The following is a 22,683-nucleotide window of genomic DNA, read 5'->3' as shown; positions in this document are numbered from 1 at the left end:
TCAGAACGGCGAGTTCATCATCGACTGCGCCGCCATCTCCAGGTAGTCCAGCAGCGCCTTGCGGTGCTCGTCGTCGAGGGTGGAACCGTCGATCTCGGCCACCGCGGTGTGCATGCACCGCAGCCAGGCGTCGCGCTCCAGCGGCCCGATCCGGAAGGGGTTGTGCCGCATCCGCAGGCGGGGGTGCCCACGCTGATCGGAGTAGGTCCGCGGCCCGCCCCAGTACTGCTCGAGGAACATCCGCAGCCGGGTCTCGGCGCCCTCCATGTCGTCGTCGGGATACAGCGGTCGCAGGATCTCGTCGTCGGCCACCTGCTCGTAGAACCGCGAGACGATTCGATGGAACGTGTCGGCGCCGCCGACGGCGTCGTAGAAGGAATTCGGGTCCGAGGGCACGGCTCCATTATGCGTTTCGACACGTCACACGATGTTCACCGGATTGACCTGCGAACACGGCCGAAATTGTCGTGCGGTGGCCGCTGATCCGTGGTGGACTGTCCGCGGAGGGACCAATGGCCCAGCGCAAGCGAAACCAACTGAATAGGGTTGGACACCGCGCGGCGGTGGGCCGATCCGGGTCTGGTGTAGCCACGCCGCTGCACACCGTCGACACCGCGATGTCGCCCCCGAACGAGGCGACGTCGGTGTGGGGTCGCCGCCGGGTGCTCCTGCTCAATTCCACCTACGAGCCGCTGACGGCGCTGCCGATGCGGCGCGCCATCGTCATGCTGCTGTGCGGCAAGGCCGACGTGGTGCACGACGACCCCGCGGGGCCGGTGATCCACTCCGCGACCCGCACCATTGCCGTGCCGTCGGTGATCCGGCTGCGCACGTTCGTCCGGGTGCCATACCGGGCGCGGGTCCCGATGACGCGGGCAGCCCTGATGCACCGAGACCGTTTCCGCTGCGCCTACTGCGGAGCCAAGGCCGACACCGTGGACCATGTGGTGCCCCGCTGCCTCGGCGGCGAGCACACCTGGGAGAACTGCGTGGCGTGCTGTGCCAGCTGTAATCACCGCAAGGCCGACAAGTTGCTCTCGGAGCTGGGCTGGACGCTGCGTGTGACGCCCACGCCGCCCAAGGGGCAGCACTGGCGGCTGTTGTCCACGGTCAAGGAGCTGGATCCGGCCTGGGTGAGATACCTCGGCGAGGGCGCAGCCTGAAAAACGGCGGCTCACTCCGACGCTGCGTAGTTGGTGGGATAGGTTTGGGACTGTGACCGAGACCGCGATTGCCCATTCCGTCATGGGCGGGGTGCCGCTGCTGCTGTTCTTGCTGCTGGCCGTGATCTTCCTGCGCAAGCCGGGGCCGCACCCAGCCTCCTACAAGCTGTCCGAGCAATGGACGCATGAGCCCATCCTGTGGGCCGCCACCGACGAGGTGATCGGCGACGCACACGGACACGGCTCGCACGAATTCACCGTGGGAGGTGGCGCAAGTGGCAAGTGGTAGTGAACCCACCACCGAGGTCCTGAAGCGGGAATCGGAGAAGCTGCCCTACGGCTGGGCCATGACCTACAGCGGTCGGCTCTCCGGGGTCACCGAGCCCGGCGAGTTGTCGGAGACCTACCCGTTCTCCATCAAGGAGCGGGTGGAACTCGACGAGGCGCTGAAGTGGGGCTCACGAGCTGCCAAGGCGCGCTTTGCGGTCTACATCGGCGACCTGGGCGCCCCCAGCGCCGCCGCGGCACGCGCGCTCCTGGCCAAGGTGCCCACGCCGGACGAGGCCGTGCTGATCGCGGTGTCGCCGAACCAGAAGGTCATCGAGATCGTCTACGGGTCTGGTCTGCAGGGCCGCGGTGCCGAGTCGGCCGCGCCCCTCGGAGTGGCCGCAGCCACCTCGGCCTTCAAGGAAGGCAACCTGATCGACGGTCTGGTCAGCGCCGTGCGGGTGATGTCGGCAGGCATCGCCAGGCCCTGACGTTATCGGGGGTCTGCTGATCCCTGGCAGGCCGCTGTGAGCCTGGGACACTGTGGTCATGGACCAAGGTCAACTGGCTGACTTCCTGCGCACCCGCCGTGAGGCGCTGACGCCGGCCGATGTCGGGTTGCCCACCGGCCCGCGGCGGCGCACCGCGGGACTGCGGCGCGAAGAGGTGGCTGCCCTGGCGGTGATCTCGACCGACTACTACACCCGCATGGAGCAGCAGCGCGGCCCGCAGCCGTCGGCCGAGGTGTTGGCGTCGCTGGCCCGGGCGCTGCGGCTCAACCTCGACGAGCGCGATCACTTGTTCCGGCTGGCCGGCCACAACGCCCCCGCCCGTCGTCCGGCGTCCGAACAGGTCAGCCTGGCCACCATGCGGATCCTGGAGAGGTTGCAGGACACCCCGGCCCAGGTGATGTCGGCGCTGGGGGAGACCCTGGTGCAGACGCCGGCCGCGCGGGCACTGCTGGGCGATGAGACGCGCTACGAGGGCTTCGCCCGGAGTGTGGTCTACCGCTGGTTCACCCACCCGGGCGCGCGCGAGGTCTACCCGGAGGCCGACCATCCACACATCTCGCGCACCTGGGTGGCGGGGACCCGGGTGGCCTACGTGCGCGACGGGCCCGGATCGCGGTCGGCGCAGATCGTCGACGACCTGCTGCGGCGCAGCGCGGAGTTCGCCGAGCTGTGGAAGCTGCACGACGTCTCTGCGCACAACGATCTCCACAAGCGCATCGCCCACCCCGTCCTGGGGGTGCTCGACGTGCAGTGCCAGGTCCTGCACGACCCGGCGCTGCTGCACACCCTGCTGGTGTTCACCGCCGAGCCGGGCACTCCCAGCTACGCCAAACTCGCCGCTCTGGGTGCCGATCCGCAGGCCTATCTGCGTGACGAGCGGGTGCAGGCAGGGACCGCCGATCAGTGGACAGCTCGACTCTGAATCCGGGTGCCGGTCATCGGGGACCGTGGTCGTAGAGCGTTTCACGACCGATGACCGAGGAGAGTTTGCATGACATTCGACGTGCCGGATCTGAGCGGCAAGCTGGCGGTGGTGACCGGAGGCAGTGACGGGATCGGCCTCGGCCTGGCGGGCCGCCTCGCAGCCGCGGGCGCCGAGGTGATCCTGCCGGTGCGCAATCCCGACAAGGGCGCTGCCGCCGTCGAGACCATCCGGGGCCGGGTGCCCGCCGCCGTGGTGAGCACCCGGCGACTGGACCTGTCTGCGCTGCAGTCGGTGGCCGATCTTGCCGGTGAGCTGGCCGCCGAGGGCCGGCCGATCCATCTGCTGATCAACAATGCCGGCGTGATGAATCCACCGAAGCGGCAGAGCACCGCCGACGGGTTCGAATTGCAGTGGGGCACCAATCATCTGGGCCATTTCGCGTTGACCGCCCGCTTGTTGCCGCTGCTGACGCAGGGGCGGGCGCGGGTCACCACGCAGTCGAGCATCTCGGCCCGCAGCGGCGCGATCAACTGGGATGACCTGAACTTCGAGAAGTCCTGGTCGAGTGGCAAGGCCTACAGCCAGTCCAAGATCGCCAACCTCATGTTCGCGCTGGAGCTGGACCGCCGCAGCGCGGCCGCCGGCTGGGGCATCACCAGCAACGGTTCCCATCCCGGCGTCACGCCCACCAACCTGCTGGCCGCCCAGCCGGGCATGGGCCGCTCCAGTGACACCGTCAGTGTCCGGGTGATCAGGGCCATGTCCCGACTGGGCGTACTCAACACCGTCGACGTCGGGCTGCTGCCTGCGCTGTACGCCGCCACCAGCCCGGCCGCCTCCGGCGGGAAGTTCTACGGTCCCAGTAGGTTCCAACACCTGTCCGGCCCGCCCGCCGAGCAGGAGGTGTACCGCCCGGCCCGCGACGCCGCGGAGGCGAAGCGCCTGTGGGACATCTCCGAGACACTGGTGGGCGTGCAGTTCGCCACGGCCTGAGCCGCTACCCGGCGTCGAAGGTGCGGGCGCGCAGGGCGCGCTCCACCCCGGCGCGGCCCTCGAGCACCAGCCGCCGCAAGGCGGGCGGGACGTCGCCGCCGAGGAACCGGTCGGCCGCGTCGATGGCGGCCTGGCTGATGTCCCAGGACGGGTAGAGGCCCACCACCACGGTCTGGGCCACCTCACTGGAACGGCGCTCCCAGATCGCGGAGATGGTCTCGAAGTACCGCTCGGTGAACGGCAGCAGCAGCTCGCCCTGACCGGGACGGACGATGCCCCCGATGATGGCGCGCCCGGTGATGTTGGCCAAGGTGTCGTCCTCGATCACCTGGGTCCACGCGGCCTCCTTGACCGCGGTCTGCGGGCGGGCAGCCTTGGCGGCGGCGGCATTTCGCCGGCCCGCGGCGGTGGGATCGGTGGCGGCCTCGTTGTCGATGAACGGACTGTCGGTGCCGTCGGCATCCAGGTCGCCGCTGGCCGCCAGCGCAGTGACGATGCGCCAGCGCAGGTCGGTGTCGATCACCAGCCCGGACAGATTCACCGCGGCGGGCTCGTTGTCCAGCAGGGTGGCCAGCACCGCGACGTGGTTGCGCGAGAGCACCGAGGTGCACAGCGCGTTGACGAACGCGAGCTGATGGTCCGAGCCCGGTTCGGATTCGCGGGCCAGGTCAAGCAGCTTGTCCGCGAAGGCCGGCCAGCCGGTGCTCTGTGCCCAGCCCGGCTCGGCGTACGAGCCCAGGGCGGTCTGGGCCTGCAGCACCAGCCGCTGGGCCACCCCCACCTCGGTCTCGGCGTGCAGCCCGCTCATCACCAGCGTCACGAAGTCCCGGGCCTTCAGTTCGGCCTCGCGGGTCATCTCCCACGCGGCCGACCACACCAGGGTGCGGGGCAGTGGCTCGGCGATGTCGGCAATCCGGCTCAGCGCGTTCTGCAGCGATTCCGCGTCCAGCCGCAGCGAGCAGTAGGTGAGGTCGTCATCGTTGACCAGGATCAGCTTGCCCCGTGAAATGCCCTGCAGCGCAGGGACATCTGTGCTCGATCCTTCGATGTCGAGCTCTTCGCGGTGCACCCGGACCAGCTTGCCCGAGGCGTCCTCGTCGTAGATGCCGACGGCCAGCCGGTGCACCCGGGTCTCGCCGGCACCCGGCGCCGCCCCGCCCTGGGTGATGGCGAAGCGGGTGAATGCGCCGTCGGCGTCGACGTCGAAGTCCGCGCGCAGGGTGTTCAAGCCGGTGGTCTTGAGCCACTGGCGACCCCAGCCGGACAGGTCGCGGCCCGACGACTTCTCCAGTGCCCCCAGCAGATCCCCAAAGGTGGCGTTGGCGAAGGCGTGGTCGCGGAAGTAGTCCCGCAGTCCCGCCAGGAACGACTCCAGTCCCACGTAGGCCACCAGCTGCTTGAGCACACTGGCGCCCTTGGCGTAGGTGATGCCGTCGAAGTTGACCTCGACGGCGTGCAGGTCAGGGATGTCGGCGGCCACGGGGTGCGTCGAGGGCAGCTGGTCCTGGCGGTAGGCCCACGACTTCTCCACGTTGGCGAAGGTGGTCCACGCCTCGGTGTACTCGGTGGCCTCGGCCTGGCAGAGCACGGAGGCGAAGGTGGCGAAAGACTCGTTGAGCCATAGGTCATCCCACCACTGCATGGTGACCAGGTCGCCGAACCACATGTGCGCCATCTCGTGCAGCACCGTCTCGGCGCGGCGTTCGTAGGAGGCGCGGGTGACCTTGGAGCGGAACACGTAGTCCTCGAGGAAGGTCACCGCGCCCGCGTTCTCCATGGCGCCGGCGTTGAACTCGGGTACGAACAGCTGGTCGTACTTGCCGAATGCGTAAGGGGTGCCGAAGTTCTGGTGATAGAACGCGAATCCCTGCTTGGTCTCGGTGAACAACCGCTCGGAGTCCATGAACTCGGCCAGCGAGGCGCGGCAGAAGATGCCCAGCGGGATCTCGCCGTGCTCGTCGCTGTAGGTGTCGTCCCAGCGTGCGTAGGGACCGGCGATCAACGCCACCAGATAGGTGCTCATCCGCGGCGTGGTGGCGAAGGTGTGCACCTTCGCTTCGCCGGAGTCTTCGACCAGCGTGGTGGCGCCATTGGAGATCACCTGCCAGTGGGCAGGAGCGGTGACGGTGATGTCGAAGGCGGCCTTGAGGTCGGGCTGATCGAAACACGCGAACATCCGCTTGGCGTCGGCGGTCTCGAACTGCGAGTAGAGATACACCTCGCCGTCGACGGGATCGACGAAGCGGTGCAGGCCCTCCCCGGTGTTGGAGTAGCTGCAGTCGGCGTCGATGACCACCACGTTGTGTTCGGCGAGTCCACTCAGCGCGATGCCGGTGGACTCGTCGTAGGCAGAGACGTCGATGTCGTGGCCGTTGAGGCTGGCGCTGCGGACGCGGTCGGCGGCCAGATCGACATAGGTGTCGGAGCCGGCGAGGGCGTCGAACTCGATGGTCGTCACCGACCGGAAGGTGCGCTCACCGGGAGCCGCGCTCCCGTCGGTGAGATCCAGCGAGATCCGGTAGCTGTCGACGGTCACCAGGGCGGCGCGCTCGGCGGCCTGGTCCTGAGTCAGGTTGGGAAGTGCCACGTCCGCCAACACTAATGGCCGTGGCGGCAGGGTGCGCTAGAAGGCCGGTCGCCGATGCGGCGACGGCGGAGCCGGGGTGGCGGTCCCCCCAGCGCAGCGAGGGGGAGCAGGGCCGGGCTCGTGCTAGAAGGCGCCGAGTCCGGACAGCAGGCTGGAGCCGACGAGTCCGTTGAGTCCCGTCAGGCCGTCGAGTCCGTTGAGCTGGTTCAGCACGCTGCCGTCGGCCACCGACGCCAGGAACTGCGGGCAGTACGCCTGGATGGCGATGCCGGCGAAGAACGAGGCCATGTCCGGGTTCACGCCCCGGTTCTGCACCTCGGCCACCGTCGACGCGAAGTCCTTGCCCGGCTGCACCAGCATGTTGCACACCTGGCGGCCCAGGTCGGTGGTGTCGCCTGCGTTGCCATAGGCGATTCCCGCGCTGGTCAGTAGGTTCAAGAAGTCGTTGTTGGGATCTGCTTCGGCAGGACCGGCGGCCACGACGGCGGCGGTGGCCAATGCTGTGGAGAGTGCGACGACGGTGGGTGTGCGATAAGCCATGGGAGCTCCTGCTCGAGGTGGATCGGATAGCACTCTGGTCTCGCAGGTAACGGTGGTCTACTCGGGTAACGTCCGTAACACGGTTCGGTCAAGATTCGAACCCTATGCGTTTCATGGGCGCGGTATGTGATGCGTCCGTGTTGGACGGGAACACACCAGCGGCATCGCAAGTTGTGCTGAAAGTTGAAGTCTGACCACCGAGAGGAATGCCGAGATGGCCGGGAAAGATACTGCTGGATTCTGGTTCGATCCGCTGTGCCCGTGGTGCTGGATCACCTCACGTTGGATTCTCGAGGTTGAGAAGGTCCGCGATATCAACGTCGAATTCCACGTGATGAGCCTGGCGGTGCTCAACGAGGGGCGTGACCTGCCCGAGGAGTACCAGGAGATGATGAAGAAGGCCTGGGGCCCGGTGCGGGTGGCGATCGCCGCCGAGCAGGCGCACGGCTCGGAGGTGCTGTCCCCGCTGTACACCGCGATGGGCACGCTGATCCACAACGAGGACAACAAAGATTTCGACGACGTGATCGCCAAGTCGCTGGCGCAGGTCGGGCTGCCTGCCGAATTGGCCGAGGCCGCCACCACCGACAAGTACGACGAGGCGCTGCGCAAGAGCCACCACGCCGGGATGGATGCCGTCGGCGAGGACGTCGGTACCCCCACAATTCACGTCAACGGCGTGGCGTTCTTCGGTCCTGTCATCTCGCGTATCCCGCGCGGCGAAGAGGCCGGAAAGCTGTGGGACGCGTCGGTGACGTTCGCGTCGTATCCGCACTTCTGGGAACTCAAGCGCACCCGCACCGAGCGCCCCGAATTCGACTGACGCGCGACGGGAGCTGCCCCTATGCGGGTAGCTCCCACACGCGGTTGGAGCGCACCGTGTCCAACCGGTAGTCCGTCACCCTGGTGTCGTACAGCCGCGCGGCAGTGGCGCGGGCCCTGTCAACGGGATCTGTTGGATCGCAGACGATTTCACCGCGGCTATTGCCATTGCCCACCACCACACCCACCAGGTCCTGGCGCAGGTAGCGGGTCAACTCTTGGAACTGCGCGACGACGCCCTGGGTGGCGCCGACATAGTTCTCCTCGCACGAGATCAGGACCGCGACCCGTTTGTCCATGATCCCGGCCACCACGTCGTCGCGTTGCGGCGCGCTGTTGGCGGTGTAGCAGAACAGCCGGTCGAAGACGGTCTTGAGCCGGGCGGGCATGCCGTAGAAGTACAGCGGCATCGCATAGATGATGCCGTCGGCAGGCAGCACGTGGTCCAGTAAGAGTTCCTGGTAACGGTCGTCCAGGCTGCAGGTGCCGTCATCAGGGCGGCGGCACTCGCGGCAGTTGCCGAGCATGCTGTGGACGTAGTCGTCGAGGTGAACCAGATCCACCGAGTGGCCGGCCCCGTGTGCGCCGGCCACCGCGGCCGCGGCGAGAGTGTGGGAGTTGCCGTCATCTCGCGGGCTTGCGCTGATCACCAGGGTTCGCACGTTTCGGACAACTGCAGGCCACCGTGGAATGTTCCTGGTGTTGCATCGCGGCGACCGGCAGGCCACGGTGTATGCCATGACGCCCGCGGAGATGCTCGACGTTGCCTATGCCGAAGCCCGGAAGGGTCTGGACGAGGGCGGGATCCCGATCGGGGCGGCGCTGTTCAGCGCTGACGGGACGCTGCTGGGCAGTGGTCACAACCGCCGTGTGCAGCAGGACGACCCGTCGGTGCATGCCGAGACCGACGCCTTCCGCGCGGCCGGACGCCAGCGCGACTACCGGTCGACAATCATGGTGACCACGCTGTCGCCGTGCTGGTACTGCAGCGGCCTGGTGCGGCAGTTCAACATCGGTGCCGTGGTGATCGGGGAGAGCCGCACCTTCACCGGTGGTCACGATTGGTTGGCCGAACACGGAGTGTCGGTGACCCTGCTCGACGACCCGCGCTGCGTGTCCATGATGACCGACTTCATCGCCGCCCAGCCGCAGCTGTGGAACGAGGACATCGGCGTCAGCTGACCGCCACCCGTCAGAAGCGCAGAGGCAGCAGCCCTGGCTCCACGCGGAAACCGGGGCTGCTGCTCGAGCTGACTGACTACGGGCTGGCGTTGTCGCTGCCGTCGTTGCCCTGGCTGCCGGTGCTGCCGCCGAGGCCGCCCTGGCCGCCGGCGCCGCCGTTGCCACCGGTGCCGGCCTTGCCTGCGTCCGGGTTGGCGCTGCCGCCGCTGCCGCCATTGCCGCCGTTGGCGTTCAGGCCGCCGCTGCCGCCCGTGCCACCGTTGCCGCCGCGCGAGGTGCCGCCGGTGGCCGCGCCGCCGCTCATGCCCTGGCCGCCGATGCCCTGGATGGCACCGCCGTTACCGCCGTTGCCGCCACGGCCACCGATGGTGTTGCCGCCGGTCGACTCGGCAGCGCCGCCGCGACCGCCGCGGCCGCCGAGTCCGGTGGCGATGGAGTCGCCGCCGCTGCCCGCAGCGCCGCCGGTCGCCGAGCCGGACTGCGAGGTGGCCTTGCCGCCGTTGCCGCCGTTGGTGCCACGGCCGATGAGGCGCTCGCCGCCGTCGCCACCGGAACCGCCGACAGCCTTGGCGTCGCCTCCGGCGGTCGCCGAACCGCCACTGCCGCCGCCGCGTCCCAGGACCTCCGGAGTGCTGCCCCCTGACAGGGTGCCCTTGCCGGCCATGCCGCCGTTGCCGCCGGTGGCGGTCTGGGTCGCGGCACCGGTGTTGGTGGTGGCGTCGCCCACGCTGGCCGAACCGCCGGCACCGCCGGCGCCCGCGCCGTAGGTGGTGGTGTCGTCTTGCGAGAAGGGGATGCCGATGGTCGCGCCGCCACCGATGCCGCCGTTGCCGCCGGTGGCATTGCCGAACAGCGAGCTGGCGCTGCCGCCGGCGCCGCCGTCACCCGCGTTGCTCGGGCTGAAGGTCGCGCCGTTGCCGCCGCGCCCGCCGGCACCGCCCACAGCGTCGACATCGCCGGTCGCGTTGACGTTCGTGTCGGCGCCGCCGGCGCCGCCATTGCCGCCGTCGCCGGTGAACAGGCCGGCGCTGCCTCCGTTGCCGCCGTTGGAGGCGGCCGAGATCAGCGCACCCGTCGTCGGGTCGTAGACCGCATCGACACCGGCACCGCCGTCGCCGCCACTGCCGCCGAAGTACCCGGCGTTGCCGCCGTTGCCACCGTTGGCGCCGGCGCCGCCGTTGCCCCACAGCAGTCCGCCGTTGCCGCCGTTGCAGGCGCTGCCGGAGCAGTTGGCGGCGGCGTCGACGCCGTTGCCGATGAGGAAACCGCCCTCACCGATGACCGTCGCGCCGGTGTAGACATTGGCCGACGCGGTGGCCGGGCCTCCCTCCGTGTACAGGAACGGGTTGATCGGAGTCTCGTCGTTGACCAGCGTCACCTCGGTGTGCACGGCTGCAGACACCGACGGTTCCTCCGACGCGGCGCCGGCGGCCACCAGGGCGCCGAGGCCCACCATTGCCGCGCCGGCAACACCCGTAGCCACGTGCTTGTGCACGGAACGGTGCGTCGCCCTGTGGCGTCCGGACTTGACGTACATGTACCAACCCCCATCGGGATGACGGCCTGCGAGCGCAGGCATATGTGGTTTCTTGGCGATTCCTGTGAACGGCCGCCCTGATTGTTGGGTTTGCGGGTTCACCCGTCAAGACCTACCCCTAGGCAAGCCTTACCTATCGTTGCGTATGCAACTACACGCGAGCATGGTTCGGCTGTATTGGCGCTTCTTGCTGCGGTTCAACGATGTCGTCAATTGTTTTTATCGCCACGGCGACGTGTCCTAAATGCTCAGAGCTGTGAATTCATCTGTATCGAGAAGGCTGAAGGTGGCTGCGTCAAGTGCGCGCATCTGTTTGCTGTCAATGAACGTCTGACAGTGGCGGCGGCGATCGTGCCGCAGGAAAGTAGGGTTACCGCCATGCGCGTTTACCTCGGTGCCGACCACGCCGGATACGAACTCAAGCAGGCCATCTTCGATCACCTGACCGCCGCCGGCCACGACCCCGTGGACTGCGGTGCATACAGCTATGACGCCGAGGACGACTATCCCGCGTTCTGCATCGCGGCGGCCGAGCGGACGGTCGCGGACCCGGGCAGCTTGGGAATCGTGATCGGCGGATCGGGCAACGGTGAACAGATCGCGGCGAACAAGGTGCCGGGTGCACGGTGTGCCCTGGCTTGGAGCACCGAAACCGCCTCGCTGGCCCGCCAGCACAACAATGCTCAACTGGTCGGCATCGGCGGTCGCATGCACACCACCGACGAGGCGCTCGCCATCGTCGACGCCTTCCTGAGCACTCCGTGGTCGGAGGCGCCCCGTCATCAGCGCCGCATCGACATCTTGTCCGAGTACGAGCGCACTCACCAGGCACCGCCCGTGCCAGGCGCCGCGGAGTAACACATGCCCGAAGGGCACACCCTGCACCGGCTGGCCCGCCTGCACCAACGCCGATACGGTCGCGCGCCGGTGCGCGTCGGCAGCCCGCAGGGCCGATTCGCCGACGGCGCAGCCGTGGTGGACGGTCGGGTGCTGCGCACGTCCGAGGCCTGGGGTAAGCATCTGTTTCACCACTACGACGGCGGGCGGGTGGTGCACGTGCACCTCGGCCTCTACGGCTCGTTCAACGAATTCCCCGCTGCCGACGTCGACGCCATCCCGGAGCCGGTGGGGCAGGTGCGGATGCGGATGATCGGTGCCGAGTACGGCACCGATCTGCGCGGCCCGACGGTCTGTGAGGTGATCGACGAAGCCGAGGTCACCGAGGTGGTGGCCAAGCTCGGCCCCGATCCGTTGCGCAAGAACGCCGACCCGGCCCCTGCCTGGCAACGAATCACGAAGTCTCGCAGACCCATTGCGGCGCTGTTGATGGATCAATCGGTGCTCGCCGGGGTGGGCAACGTCTACCGCAGTGAGTTGCTCTTCCGGCACCGCGTCAACCCCTTCCGCCCGGGAACGGACATCACCTCTGACGAGTTCGCGGGCATGTGGGCCGATCTCGTCGAGCTGATGAAAGTGGGTCTACGCCGGGGCAAGATCGTGGTGGTCCGCCTCGAGGATGATCACGGCGCACCGTCGTACCGGACCGGGCGGCCCCGAACCTACGTCTACCGCCGGGCCCTGGAGCCGTGCCGCATCTGCGCGACGCCGGTCAAGACGGTGGAACTCGAAGGGCGCAACCTGTTCTGGTGCCCGACCTGTCAGGCCTGACCGCGTAGCCAGCGAACTCCCGGGTTTGACGCGACAATCTGCGGGTGGAACTCATCCTGGTTGTCGTCGGCGCCATTGTCGTCACCGCCGTCGCGCACCGGCGCGGCCTCGAGCCGGCCCTGATCATCGTCGTGATCGGCGGTGCGGTGTCGTTCATACCGGGATTTCAAGCGCCCGAACTCGATTCGCACATCCTGCTGACGGTGGTGCTGCCACCGCTGTTGTATTCGGCGGCGCTGGACTTCTCGTTCCCGACTTTTCTGCGCAACATCAAACCGATCCTGGGTCTGGGTGTGGCCCTGGTGGTGGTCACCGCGTTCACAGTGGCGGCAGTGTCATCGTGGTTGGTGGTGGTGCCGTTGACCTTCGGGACCGCGCTGATCCTCGGCGCCATCGTTGCCCCACCGGATGCGGTGACCGCGGTGGCTGTGGGACGCAAACTCGGCCTGCCCAAGCGGGTGATGGCGATCTTGACGGGGGAGAGCCTGATCAACGATGCGGCCGCGTTGTCCTTGTTCTCCATCGCGGTGGCTCAGGTGGCGGGTACCCACACCTTCATCGAGAACCCGCTGCTGCTGTTCGGTTACAGCGCCGTGGTGGGTCCGGTGGTCGGCGCCGCCCTGGGCTACGTGACGCTGTGGATCCGTCGGCGGCTGGCGAATCCCGGATTGGAGACCGTGCAGGGGCTGGTGGTTCCGTTCGCAGCGTTCATCGCCGCCGAACACTTCCACGCCTCCGGTGTCCTGGCGGTGGTGGTGGCCGGATTCGTGGTCGGCAGCGGCACTCTCGACGCCGGCTACCAGACCCGCCTGCAGGAGCGCTACGTCTGGAACTCCGTGGATGTCCTGCTGGAGGCATTTGTCTTCGCCTACATCGGGCTGCACCTGAGATTCGTCCTCGAGGACCTGCGTGAGGCGCACGAATCGTTGGGTGAGGTGGCGATCGCCTCGCTGATCGTGCTGGCGGTGGTACTGGCGATCCGGCCGCTGTCGGTGTTCGCGATGTTCGGCCGGGGCGTGCTGTCCCGCCACGTCGAAAGGCGTTTGAGCGTGCCGGTTCCCGAGCAGGGCGGCCGCGGTGCGCTGGGCACCCGCAAACGCGACCGAGCCCCCGCTCGGTGGAGGTCACGGATCGACAACCGCAGACTCACGTGGCAGGAGAACGTGGTGGTGTCGTGGACCGGGATGCGCGGCGTCGTGACTCTGGCTGCCGCAGCGGCCATTCCGGTGACCACCGCGGCCGGCGAACCGTTCCCGGAACGGGCCACCATCCAGGCCATCGCCTTCGTCACCGCCATCGGCACCCTGCTCCTGCAGGGGTGGACGCTACCGTCGCTGATCAGCCGGCTCGACCTCACCTCGGACGAAGAGAATCGGTACGCCTACGCCGAGACCGCCAAAGCCGAGGAGGTGGTGCACCGGGCAGCGGACGCGGTGTTGGCCGAATTCCGCGCCCACCCACCCGAGGGACTTGACCCGCGGGTCCTCGCCGAGATTCGAACCACCATCGCCCGCCAGTCGCAGGACGCTGACGAGATGCCCGATCCGGAGGCGCACACGCTGCGCGCCGAGACGTTCGCTGCGCTCTACCGCGCTGTCCTGACGGCGCAGCGCGCCGCACTGATCGGCGAACGCGACGAGGGCCGCATCGACGACGAGGCGGTGCGGGCCATGCTCGAGCGCCTGGACCTCCAGGAGGCCGGCGTCACCGCGCGCTTGGAGAGCCGCTTCTAGCCGGACGCGCCTCAGAAACCGAAGTCGCCGCCGAAATCGCCGCCGCCGAAATCGCCACCACCCCAGTCGCCGCCGCCGAAATCTCCGCCGCCGTCGCCACCGAAGTCGCCGCCGCCGTCGCCACCGTCGCCGAAGCCCTGGTCGTATCCCTGGGCGAAGCCCTCTTCGTATCCCGTGCCGGCCATTCCGGAGAACAGCGTGCTGAACAGCAGCATCGAGCCCACGCCCCAGGCGCCCGCCACCAGGGCCGGCTTCCACCACGGCTCGGAGTACCAACCCGCGGGCACCGGACGCCCGGCCACATTGCCACCGGGGTAGTAGTTCGGGGTGCGCTGCGAGGGGCCGGGGGAGGCTTCGATCTCGCGGCCCTCGAACTGCACACGGCGGTCCTCGGTGACCTGCCCCGCGGTGCGCTGCCCCTGCAGCAACTCCAGCTCCGGACCCGGATCCATGCCCATCGCCACGCGGGCCGCACGCACGTAGTACAGCCCCTCGAGGGCGCTCTCCTTGGCCAGCAGCGCCTGCTTGGCGGTGGTGGCCTGCTCGATCTGCGAGCCGGCCGCGGTGAAACGCTCCGAGGCATCGGCGAGGGCCTGCTTGGAGGCGTCATCGGTGCCGCTGAGATTGATCACCTGTCCGCCGAGACGGTCGATGACCCGCCGGGCGTCGGCCTTGGCGTCGGCCAGCGACGCCTCGTTGCGCCGGCCGCTGTTACGCGCCGAGCTCCACATGGCCAGGCCGATGGCCGCGACAACGACGAGGATGAGTAGCAGCAGAAAGCCGTCCATGGCGTCCAGGGTACTCACAGAAACCGAGTGCGCCCTGGGCGTCAGAACCGGATGTCGACAGGCGCGAACCGGGAGGTCACGTCACCGGCCAGGGTCTCGTCGTACGGATCCACCCCGTGCGGTGGCACTCCGGCGCCGATGTCGAGGCCGTCCAGTTGCGCCCACAGCACACTCGGGCTGGTGGTCAGCTCGAAGTAGTAGGTGCGGTTGGTCAGGTCGCACACGGTCCGGTATTCGGTGTTGTACACCCCGAAATCCTCGTAGGGCGCCCCGAACGGCACTGACACGTTGCGGGCCACGGCCATCACCGCGGCCACCGCCTGCCGTTCGCCGGCCGGTTCCGGCAGCAGGGCCGAGAAATAGGCCGCGCGCTGAAACCGGTCGACCGCGTTGACGTTGCCCGGCAACGGCGTCACGCCGGTGGGATGGGAGAAGTCGTGCGCGGCGAGCAGCTGGAGCTGCTCGTCGTAGGTGGGGTCGTTGGTCATCAGCGTGAATTCGCGGCCGTGGTGCACCATCGGCACGCCGTCGGCCAATTCGATGATCGCGGAGTCGCCCCCGGCATCCTCGAGGGCGACGTGGATGTTGGCGTCGAAGCCGCGCACGTTCACCAGCACCACCGCGATGGCATCCATCAGGGCCAGCGCCTCGGAAACCGTCCCGGCCTGGTCCAGCAGATACTGCACCCAGAGTCCGCTGTGCACAGCGGGTTTGGCACCGTCGCGATCACCGAAGTCGGTGGCCTCCAGGTAGAGCCCGTGGGCGGCCAGCCCCCGCTCGTTGAAGCCGTCGATGGTGCCGATGCCGTAGATGGTGGTGACCAAGCTCCCGTACCGGCTGGTCCACGTCAACGGGTTCTCGTCGACCACCTGGTCACCGAGTAACCCGCCGTTGCGCGCACGGCCGCGTGGCATCGCGACCAGCAACGGCTGGGTGGACTCCGGCCAGTCCATGGTCCGAGCGGTCAGCACGGCCAGATCGTTGGTGTTCCACAGAATCCGGGTGCACACGTCGCTGCCCTCGACTCAGCGCGCTGACGCACCGGTGAGCATGGCCTCGATCCCGGACCCGGCGCTGCTCGGCGGAATCGGCACATACGGCAGCGTGGTCGGCACCGCCTGGGCTGCCGTGGGCAGGGAGATCGCGACATCCGAGATGTTCACGAGACCGAAAGACGTGAAGTCCTCGTAGGCCACCGCGGAGTCCACGATCTGCAGCCGCAGCCGGTCCTGAGGGTCGGCCATGGTGTAGGCGATGTTCTCCATCGCGATCTCCACGGTGCGCTGACGACCGTCGAGTGTCACCGGGATCGGCGTGACCAGGTTGCCGACCACCAGGCCGGTCTTGTCGTCCACCAGTTGGGCATAGACGGCGCGGCTGGTACCCAGACCGGAGTACGTCATCGTCAGCGTGGGTGCGCCGACGACGTGTACCGGCGACTGCGCGGTGCCCTGGCTGGCGATCTCGACCTCGAGGGCGTACCGGGACTCGGCGGCCGAGGGCAGCGACAGCGGGAACGGTGCCTGGTTCTGCGGCCCGGACCCGCCGAGCAGAGGCACCACCGGCAGCAGACCGCCGTCACCGGACGCCTCGATCACCCGGGAACCGAAGAAGCCCGAATCCGGCAGGGGGAGGTCGTCGGCGGCGAACCAGTCGCCGTTCTGATCCACCCACATGAACGTCGGGCCCGGCGTGGGGTCGTCCTGGCCCTTGTTCATGACGTAGGTGTCCATCCAGGCCAGCGTCTGACTGGTGAGGTAGCCGTACTGATCGGCGCTCTGCTGCTCGTCCAGGTTCAGGCAGTAACCGTGGCCGCCGCAGTACCAGATCATCCGCACCGGGACGTCGTCGCCGAGCTGTGCGGCGTTGTCCAGCGCCTGTTGCAGGACGAACAGCCCGTCGACGGTGCCCTGCAGGAACAGCGTGGGTGCGGTGATGTTCCCGACCACGGTGTCGGGGCTGTTGCGGGCGAGGAACCGTTGTTGACCCGGCGTCAGGAACCCGGTGAGCAGGCCGGTGAGGATGCCGGCGTAGATCTGGGGGTCCGGGCGCGCGCCGGTGACCACCAGCGACAGCGCCAGCAGCGACGCCCACGCCGTCTTGAACGTGTTGTCCGGATACAGCGCGGTGTTGAGCGAATTCCACGCGATGCCCGGTGCGATGGCGTCGATGCGGTCATCGGTCCCGGCCGAGGTGAGTTGGATGCCGCCGCCGTAGGAGCCGCCGACCATGCCGACCAGGGGATCGCCCGTGGCCTCGTTGCGCACACCCGCCTGAGTGCTGGCCCAGTCGATGATGGCCGAGACGTCGCGGGCCTCGAACAATTCAGAGTCCAGGTGCATCAGGCCACCCGAGGCGAACTCGCCGCGCGGGTCCCAGGTGATGACGTTGTAGCCGGCGGCCCGCATCTGCGACACCCCGGGCACCAGGCCGGCAACGGTGCTGGCCTGCTGCAGGTTGGTGTAGCCGGCGGTGGCGAGGCTGGGTCCGTTGAGGATGGTCGGGGCGTCCTCGCCGAACTCCAGGCCCCCGGCCGGGAAGAAGTTCACGCTGATCGGGATGCCGTCGAAGGACGTGATCTTGGTGGTGAACGCGATGGGCGCCGCGTCGTCGCCGACGTAGGGCGCGACGTCGACGACGACGCGGTACACCTGCGCACGACCGATCAGCGGGGAGAGCACGTCCTTGACGATCGGCACCTGCTGCAGCACCACGATGATGCGGGGGGCGAGTGTCCCCACCACCGGGATCTTCTCGATGGCCTGGGTGAACCGGGTCTGCTCACCGACCAGAACCGAAAACCGCTCCTGGCCGGCCGGACGCGACGGCGACAGGTAGGGCAGGAACGTGAAGTCGCCGTCGGAGGAATCCAGGCTGACCTTGCCGCCCCCGCTGGGACCGCGCACCACCGTATAGGTCACCGGCCGTGGCGCGGGGGCGGTGTTGGTGCCGGTGAGGACACCGTCCTCGAGCGCGACGTCCGGGGCGTAGGGCACCACGGGATCGAGGTCGTCCGCGGCGTCGGCAGCCGACTGTTCGGGCTCGTCGCGTGCGGAGCTGTCGTCGGCGGCTGACACGCTCTGGGCGCCGACGGCCTCCGGCGTCTCATCGTCCTTTGCCGTATCTTCGTCTTCCTCGGAGGTCGCGGTTGCCTCGTCCTCGGGTGCGCTCTCGGTGGGTTCGTCGGAGTCGTCGTCGTCCCGCGAGCTGACGCTGCTCGAGCGCGGCGCTGCCGCAGGGGTGTCCTCGCTCTCGGTATCGGCGTCGTCGCCCTCGGTACGTTCCGCAGGCTTGCTGTCAACCTTGTTGTCCTGCTTGGCATCCGAGTCGCGTTCCGCGGGGGTGGAGTGGGATTCGGAGGCAGAGGTGCCGGGGGAACCGGTCTCGGTGTCCGCGCTCGCGGCGCCCGCGCCCACCATGATGGCGGCTCCGACGCCCAAGGCCACCGCGAGTCCGCCCACTCGCCCCACGTATTTTGCAGCGCCCATCTTGACCTCTTTGCCAGTCGACGGAATGTGGGCCGACAGTACCGCCGATCAGCGCCGCAATTGACGGCATTCGCAAATTAGAGTGGCCGAGAGGACTGGCGCAGCCGGCTCAGCGGTAGTAGATCTCGCCGCCGCTGGGGTAGCCCCCGCCGGTGGTGGTGATGTGCACGTGGTCGTAATGGCCGTAGCCGCCACGCTGGGCTCCGCTCGGGGTGTAGTAGACGCCGCGCCAGATGGCGTCCTGGATGCCGAACCGATCGGCATGTTTGAGGACGTACGCCACGATCTGATTGCCCAGCTCGATGCCCGCCGCGGAGTTGGGGTTGTCGATCATCACGTCGAGCGCCAGACCGTCGGGATGCCAGCGCAGGGCATCGGACCTGACGCCGCCGATCTGCTGGATCTCCGGGAACACTGCGCTGATGCTGCGGGCGGTCAGGATGGTCCGGACCTGCAGGCCGCGCTCGGGTGCGACGCCGGCGGGCAGGGTGCGTTCCACGGTGCGCAACCCTCGCGAGGCGGACGCGTTCTGGTCGGCCGTGTAGGTGAGGTTGCCGCCCGCGAAGCCCATGGGGGCGACGGCCACGAACTCTGTGCAGCACAGGGCGGCGGTCTGGTCGGGGCTCGGTTCGATCTGGTCCACCACGGGGGCCGCCTGGACCTCGACTGGCACCGGGCCTACGTCGCCCCTGGCGATGAAGAGCAGGGCGGCGGGGACGGCCACGGCGGCGACGACCATGGACGGCCTGCGCCGCGTCGTCGGTAGAGAATGGCGTCCCACGGTCAGGACTGTAACCAAGCGGGGCAGCGTACCGCAACGGATCGTGCCACCACAGCCCCGACACGTTTCGTTACGTGATCGAGACGGCCACGGGATGCGCTGGTGATGTCAGGGCGCGCGCCGCCGGGGCTGTGATGGCCCTCGAACGATGAATGCTGTTGTCTGGCAACCCCTTCGGGGCTAGCCGGCGCCGCCGTTGGAGGTGCCGTCGGTGCCGGGCCCACCCGAGCTGCCGCCGACGCCACCGGTGCCGCCGGAGCCGCCCTTGCCGCCGTCGGCGTCGCCGCCGGGGCCGGTCGAGGCGTTGCCGCCGTCGCCGCCGTTGCCGCCGTCGCCGCCCACGGCACCCCCGTTTCCGCCGAAGCCGCCGCTGCCGCCGACGGTGTCGCCGTTGTTCTGGGAGCTGCCGTCGCCGCCGCGGCCGCCACCGCCCCCGTTGCCGGCCAGGACGCCGCCGCGGCCGCCCTGGCCGCCCTGGCCGCCGATGCTGGTGGTGCTGTTGCCGTCGCTGTCACCGCCCCGGCCGCCGGTGCCACCGGTGCCACCCCACGACGAGTTGCCGCCCTTGCCGCCCGTGCCGCCGATCGAGATAGAGGTCTCGTCTCCGCTGTCGTCCCAGTTGTTGGCGCCACCTCCGGTGCCGCCGTCACCGCCGTCGCCGACCACGGCGTAACCTCCCGCACCCCCGGTACCGCCGGTGGCCGTGGTGCCCGGGGACTCTTCGGCGGCGCCGAAGCCGCCGGTGCCGCCCTTGCCGGCCTCGCCGAACGTGGTGTCGCCACCTTCGCCGCCGACACCGCCGGTGCCGTTGCCGCCGTTGCCGATGCCGCGGCCGCCGGTGCCGCCGTCACCCCCGTCGCCGAACACCCATCCACCGCGTCCGCCGTTGCCGCCCGCCGCGCCGAAGGCGTCCGCCAGCCCAGGAGGCGCGTCCGCGCCGAGCAGGTTGTCGTCATCACCGCCGATGCCGCCGTTGCCGCCGTCGCCGGACAACAGTCCGCCGCGTCCGCCGTTGCCGCCCCTCGTGGCCTGGGAGGTGCGCGTGTCCGTGGTGACGTCGTAGGTTGCCTCGGCGCCGTTGCCGCCGTCTCCGCCGTTGCCGATCACCCAGCCGCCGTTCCCGCCGCGCCCGCCCGCGGTGGCCGCGGACACCAGCGTGCCGTCCTCGGCGTACACCGCCTGCATGCCAGTGCCGCCGTCGCCGCCGTTGCCGAACAGGAAACCGCCATCGCCGCCGTGCCCGCCGTTGGCGCCGTTTCCGCCGTTGCCCCACAGCACGCCGCCGTTGCCTCCGTTGCAGGCGGTGCCGGTGCAGTCGGCCGCAGCATCGATGCCGTTGCCGATCAGCCAGCCGCCGTCGCCGATGGCCGTTCCCATGGTGAACGAGGAACTGGTGAAGGCCGCCATGCCGAGTGCGTGCCCGTTGCCGTCCAGCAGGTAGTTGAGGCTGGACTCCGAGGTGGTCAGCGCCACGTCGACGGTGGCCGCACCCGGTTGCAGTGCCGCGGTGAACGCCAGCGCGCCCAGGCCGGCCAGGGCCAGGCCCGCGGTGGCTGCGGCGGTGGTGCGACGCGGATGTGTTGTTGCCATGAAGACCAGTTCCCCTGCCTGTGGACATGCCGGGCCCGCGCGGTGAGCACGCCGGACGGCAGCCGATGATGAATTCAGGCAGACCCTAACGCCTGGTCAGGGCGAAACGGGGAAAACGAGCAAAGTATTGACGAAGGTGTCGCCGCAGTGTCCGGCAAACGAAACCAGAAATTCGCCAGATGTTGCTGTGTGGCGAGCTGGGGAGTGACTGCGCGGTCCGCCGAAACATCGTTCGACGGACCCTGCGCCGGTCTCGTGGAGCGGGCGACGGGAATCGAACCCGCGTAGCTAGTTTGGAAGACTAGGGCTCTACCATTGAGCTACGCCCGCGTGCATTGCTCGAGCCAGACTGTACCGGCCCGGTGGAGCTCAAATCCAATTGATCCCCCCGAGCCGGGTACCGCCTGGTTCGGATCGTGCGCGCGCACGCCGTAGGATGCCGTGGGCTTGTGATGAGCATGCCGGGGTGTAGCGCAGCTTGGTAGCGCATCCGCTTTGGGAGCGGAAGGCCGCAGGTTCAAATCCTGTCACCCCGACCAGCACGACCACCGACCGAACATCGCCCCAGGCGATGGACAGACCATCGAAAGTGATTCGAGGAGTACCAGTGAAGAGCACCGTCGAGCAGTTGAGCCCCACCCGGGTGCGGATCACCACGGAGGTGCCCTTCGAAGAACTGAAACCGGACTTCGACCGCGCATACAAGGAGCTGGCCAAGCAGGTCCGCCTGCCCGGCTTCCGCCCGGGCAAGGCCCCGGCCAAGCTGCTCGAGGCCCGCATCGGTCGCGGCGCCGTGCTGGAGCAGGTGGTCAACGACGCACTGCCGGCCCGCTACAGCGAGGCCGTCACCACCACCGACGTCAAGCCGCTGGGGCAGCCCGAGATCGAGGTCACCAAGATCGAGGACGGCGAGGAGCTGGTGTTCACCGCCGAGGTGGACGTCCGCCCCGAGATCACGCTGCCCGACCTGAGCGCGCTCAAGGTCGAGGTCGATCCCATCGAGATCAGTGACGAGGACATCGACAAGGAACTGCAGAACCTGCGCGCGCGGTTCGGCACCCTCACGGGGGTGGACCGTCCGGCCCAGGAGGGCGACTTCGTCTCCATCGACCTCTCGGCCACCGTCGACGGCCAGGACGTGCCCGACGCCAAGACCGAGGGCCTGTCCCACGAGATCGGCTCCGGCCAGCTGATCGAGGGCCTGGACGAGGCGATCATCGGTCTCAAGGCGGGCGAGACCAAGGTCTTCACCACCACCCTGGCCGCCGGTGAGCACGCCGGCCAGGAGGCCGAGGTCACCGTCACCGTCGGGTCGGTCAAGGAGCGCGAGCTGCCCGAGCCCGACGACGAGTTCGCCCAGCTGGCCAGCGAGTTCGACACCATCGACGAGCTGAAGGCCAACCTGTCCGAGCAGGTCGAGCGCTACAAGCGCATCCAGCAGGCCGAGAGCATCCGGGACAAGACCCTGGAGACCCTGCTGGAGCAGGTCGAGGTGGCGCTGCCGGAGAAGATCGTGCAGGCGCAGGTCGACGAGACCGTGCACCAGGCCATCCACGGCCTCGACCACAGCGAAGAGCGTTTCGCCGAGCAGTTGGCCGAGCAGGGCAGCAGCCGCGAGGAATTCGACGCCGAGGCCCGCACCAACGCGGAGAAGGCCGTCAAGACCCAGCTGCTGATGGACGCCATCGCCGACGACCTCGACATCCAGGTGGGTCAGAACGACCTGACCGAGCGGCTGGTGCTGATGTCGCGCCAGTACGGCATCGAGCCTCAGCAGCTGCTGCAGGTGCTGCAGCAGAACAACCAGCTGCCCGCGATGTTCGCCGACGTGCGCCGCGGCCTGACGGTCGCCGCTGTCGTGGAGGCGGCCACCATCACCGATTCCAGCGGTGCTGTGATCGACACCTCGGAGTTCTTCGGATCCGGCGCCGACGAGGCCGATGCCGAGGCCGAAGAGGCCGAGGACGAGGCGGAATCGTCGGTCGAGCCCGACGGCGACACCAAGTAGCAGACGACGCCGGCACCCCCGGACCGTGACGCTCACAGCGAAAGCACCGGTCTGGGGGAGTGCAGGTGTCGGCGGGTTGGTTAGGGTCGTTTGAGTATG

General features: G+C 68.7%; 21 protein-coding genes and 2 tRNA genes. 12 read left to right on the top strand and 11 right to left on the bottom strand.

The features are described 5' to 3' along the window. Positions 1–396: a globin gene (locus G6N58_RS30150; RefSeq protein WP_115280293.1), complete on the bottom strand. Its 396-nt coding sequence runs from the start codon at positions 394–396 to the stop codon at positions 1–3. A 116-nt stretch (positions 397–512) separates the two neighbouring features. Here G6N58_RS30150 and G6N58_RS30145 point away from each other — a divergent pair, with 116 nt between their 5' ends. The 5 genes from G6N58_RS30145 (at position 513) to G6N58_RS30125 (ending at position 3,860) form a co-directional block, all read left to right on the top strand. Continuing rightward, complete coding sequence (locus tag G6N58_RS30145) at positions 513–1,163, top strand: HNH endonuclease (RefSeq protein WP_115280294.1); 651 nt, start codon at positions 513–515, stop codon at positions 1,161–1,163. 82 nt (positions 1,164–1,245) lie between these two features. Then, positions 1,246–1,452 (top strand): aa3-type cytochrome oxidase subunit CtaJ, encoded by a 207-nt coding sequence (gene ctaJ, locus G6N58_RS30140; protein WP_115281944.1) that lies wholly within the window; start codon positions 1,246–1,248, stop codon positions 1,450–1,452. Further along, positions 1,439–1,921, top strand: a complete 483-nt coding sequence (locus G6N58_RS30135) for a DUF5130 domain-containing protein (RefSeq protein ID WP_115280295.1) — start codon at positions 1,439–1,441, stop codon at positions 1,919–1,921. The genes ctaJ and G6N58_RS30135 overlap by 14 nt, the downstream gene beginning before the upstream one ends. A gap of 58 nt (positions 1,922–1,979) precedes the next feature. Beyond that, positions 1,980–2,864 carry a helix-turn-helix transcriptional regulator gene (locus tag G6N58_RS30130; RefSeq protein ID WP_163908563.1) on the top strand — a complete coding sequence of 295 codons (885 nt, stop codon included), beginning with the start codon at positions 1,980–1,982 and terminating at the stop codon, positions 2,862–2,864. A gap of 69 nt (positions 2,865–2,933) precedes the next feature. Next, positions 2,934–3,860 carry an SDR family oxidoreductase gene (locus tag G6N58_RS30125; RefSeq protein ID WP_115280296.1) on the top strand — a complete coding sequence of 309 codons (927 nt, stop codon included), beginning with the start codon at positions 2,934–2,936 and terminating at the stop codon, positions 3,858–3,860. 4 nt (positions 3,861–3,864) lie between these two features. Here the strand turns inward: G6N58_RS30125 and pepN are convergent, their stop codons facing one another. Next, positions 3,865–6,447, bottom strand: coding sequence for an aminopeptidase N (pepN, locus tag G6N58_RS30120; RefSeq protein WP_115281945.1), 2,583 nt, complete (start codon positions 6,445–6,447; stop codon positions 3,865–3,867). Between the two features lie 123 nt (positions 6,448–6,570). Beyond that, the gene (locus G6N58_RS30115; RefSeq protein ID WP_115280297.1) at positions 6,571–6,987 is read right to left on the bottom strand and encodes a DUF732 domain-containing protein; all 417 of its coding nucleotides are present in this window, start codon (positions 6,985–6,987) and stop codon (positions 6,571–6,573) included. Positions 6,988–7,201: 214 nt separating this feature from the next. On the opposite strand from G6N58_RS30115, the gene G6N58_RS30110 reads away from it, so the two are divergent. Beyond that, entirely contained in the window at positions 7,202–7,810 is a 609-nt protein-coding gene (locus G6N58_RS30110; RefSeq protein WP_115280298.1) for a mycothiol-dependent nitroreductase Rv2466c family protein, read from the top strand. Between the two features lie 19 nt (positions 7,811–7,829). Here G6N58_RS30110 and G6N58_RS30105 read toward each other — a convergent pair whose 3' ends face one another. Then, entirely contained in the window at positions 7,830–8,471 is a 642-nt protein-coding gene (locus tag G6N58_RS30105) for a flavodoxin family protein (protein WP_115280299.1), read from the bottom strand. A 76-nt stretch (positions 8,472–8,547) separates the two neighbouring features. Between G6N58_RS30105 and G6N58_RS30100 the strand changes: the two genes are divergently transcribed. Further along, positions 8,548–8,991, top strand: a complete 444-nt coding sequence (locus G6N58_RS30100; RefSeq protein ID WP_115281946.1) for a nucleoside deaminase — start codon at positions 8,548–8,550, stop codon at positions 8,989–8,991. 76 nt (positions 8,992–9,067) lie between these two features. On the opposite strand, the gene G6N58_RS31150 is transcribed toward G6N58_RS30100, so the two are convergent. After that, positions 9,068–10,474, bottom strand: coding sequence for a hypothetical protein (locus tag G6N58_RS31150; RefSeq protein WP_163908561.1), 1,407 nt, complete (start codon positions 10,472–10,474; stop codon positions 9,068–9,070). 432 nt (positions 10,475–10,906) lie between these two features. Between G6N58_RS31150 and G6N58_RS30090 the strand changes: the two genes are divergently transcribed. Genes G6N58_RS30090 through G6N58_RS30080 form a run of 3 tightly spaced genes read left to right on the top strand, consistent with a single transcriptional unit; the run spans position 10,907 to position 13,929 of the window. Beyond that, positions 10,907–11,386, top strand: coding sequence for a ribose-5-phosphate isomerase (locus tag G6N58_RS30090; RefSeq protein WP_115280300.1), 480 nt, complete (start codon positions 10,907–10,909; stop codon positions 11,384–11,386). A 3-nt stretch (positions 11,387–11,389) separates the two neighbouring features. Further along, a complete protein-coding gene (locus G6N58_RS30085; protein WP_115280301.1) occupies positions 11,390–12,196 on the top strand; it encodes an Fpg/Nei family DNA glycosylase in 807 nt (268 codons plus the stop codon). A 44-nt stretch (positions 12,197–12,240) separates the two neighbouring features. Next, positions 12,241–13,929, top strand: a complete 1,689-nt coding sequence (locus tag G6N58_RS30080) for a cation:proton antiporter (RefSeq protein ID WP_115280302.1) — start codon at positions 12,241–12,243, stop codon at positions 13,927–13,929. An 11-nt stretch (positions 13,930–13,940) separates the two neighbouring features. Here the strand turns inward: G6N58_RS30080 and G6N58_RS30075 are convergent, their stop codons facing one another. The 6 genes from G6N58_RS30075 to G6N58_RS30050 form a co-directional block, all read right to left on the bottom strand. After that, complete coding sequence (locus G6N58_RS30075; protein WP_163908559.1) at positions 13,941–14,717, bottom strand: DUF1542 domain-containing protein; 777 nt, start codon at positions 14,715–14,717, stop codon at positions 13,941–13,943. A 41-nt stretch (positions 14,718–14,758) separates the two neighbouring features. Beyond that, on the bottom strand, positions 14,759–15,727 hold the full coding sequence (locus G6N58_RS30070) for a bile salt hydrolase (protein ID WP_115280303.1): 969 nt from the start codon (positions 15,725–15,727) through the stop codon (positions 14,759–14,761). A gap of 15 nt (positions 15,728–15,742) precedes the next feature. Next, complete coding sequence (locus G6N58_RS30065; RefSeq protein WP_115280304.1) at positions 15,743–18,205, bottom strand: S15 peptidase family protein; 2,463 nt, start codon at positions 18,203–18,205, stop codon at positions 15,743–15,745. A gap of 109 nt (positions 18,206–18,314) precedes the next feature. Then, positions 18,315–18,986 carry a VldE C-terminal domain-containing protein gene (locus G6N58_RS30060; protein WP_172545024.1) on the bottom strand — a complete coding sequence of 224 codons (672 nt, stop codon included), beginning with the start codon at positions 18,984–18,986 and terminating at the stop codon, positions 18,315–18,317. Positions 18,987–19,166: 180 nt separating this feature from the next. Next, the gene (locus G6N58_RS31145) at positions 19,167–20,576 is read right to left on the bottom strand and encodes a hypothetical protein (protein ID WP_163908557.1); all 1,410 of its coding nucleotides are present in this window, start codon (positions 20,574–20,576) and stop codon (positions 19,167–19,169) included. Between the two features lie 256 nt (positions 20,577–20,832). After that, positions 20,833–20,906 (bottom strand) — tRNA-Gly (locus G6N58_RS30050). Positions 20,907–21,038: 132 nt separating this feature from the next. Here G6N58_RS30050 and G6N58_RS30045 point away from each other — a divergent pair. Both G6N58_RS30045 and tig read left to right on the top strand, forming a co-directional pair. Next, a tRNA-Pro gene (locus G6N58_RS30045) sits at positions 21,039–21,115 on the top strand. Between the two features lie 68 nt (positions 21,116–21,183). Continuing rightward, positions 21,184–22,584, top strand: coding sequence for a trigger factor (tig, locus tag G6N58_RS30040; RefSeq protein ID WP_115280306.1), 1,401 nt, complete (start codon positions 21,184–21,186; stop codon positions 22,582–22,584). Positions 22,585–22,683 lie beyond the last annotated feature (99 nt).

Origin of the sequence: Mycolicibacterium tokaiense (genome assembly GCF_010725885.1) — a bacterium.
GTDB classification, from domain to species: domain Bacteria; phylum Actinomycetota; class Actinomycetes; order Mycobacteriales; family Mycobacteriaceae; genus Mycobacterium; species Mycobacterium tokaiense.
The sequence above is the reverse complement of the archived record's forward strand: the minus strand, read 5'-3'. Positions and strand labels throughout refer to the sequence as shown.

Excerpts from the sequence above, each read along its gene's own strand:
- G6N58_RS30145 (WP_115280294.1), top strand. The coding sequence starts at position 513 with ATGGCCCAGCGCAAGCGAAACCAACTGAATAGGGTTGGACACCGCGCG.
- ctaJ (WP_115281944.1), top strand. The coding sequence starts at position 1,246 with ATGGGCGGGGTGCCGCTGCTGCTGTTCTTGCTGCTGGCCGTGATCTTC.
- G6N58_RS30130 (WP_163908563.1), top strand. The coding sequence starts at position 1,980 with ATGGACCAAGGTCAACTGGCTGACTTCCTGCGCACCCGCCGTGAGGCG.
- G6N58_RS30125 (WP_115280296.1), top strand. The coding sequence starts at position 2,934 with ATGACATTCGACGTGCCGGATCTGAGCGGCAAGCTGGCGGTGGTGACC.
- G6N58_RS30115 (WP_115280297.1), bottom strand. The coding sequence starts at position 6,987 with ATGGCTTATCGCACACCCACCGTCGTCGCACTCTCCACAGCATTGGCC.
- G6N58_RS30110 (WP_115280298.1), top strand. The coding sequence starts at position 7,202 with ATGGCCGGGAAAGATACTGCTGGATTCTGGTTCGATCCGCTGTGCCCG.
- G6N58_RS30100 (WP_115281946.1), top strand. The coding sequence starts at position 8,548 with ATGACGCCCGCGGAGATGCTCGACGTTGCCTATGCCGAAGCCCGGAAG.
- G6N58_RS30090 (WP_115280300.1), top strand. The coding sequence starts at position 10,907 with ATGCGCGTTTACCTCGGTGCCGACCACGCCGGATACGAACTCAAGCAG.
- G6N58_RS30085 (WP_115280301.1), top strand. The coding sequence starts at position 11,390 with ATGCCCGAAGGGCACACCCTGCACCGGCTGGCCCGCCTGCACCAACGC.
- G6N58_RS30075 (WP_163908559.1), bottom strand. The coding sequence starts at position 14,717 with ATGGACGGCTTTCTGCTGCTACTCATCCTCGTCGTTGTCGCGGCCATC.
- G6N58_RS30065 (WP_115280304.1), bottom strand. The coding sequence starts at position 18,205 with ATGGGCGCTGCAAAATACGTGGGGCGAGTGGGCGGACTCGCGGTGGCC.
- G6N58_RS31145 (WP_163908557.1), bottom strand. The coding sequence starts at position 20,576 with ATGGCAACAACACATCCGCGTCGCACCACCGCCGCAGCCACCGCGGGC.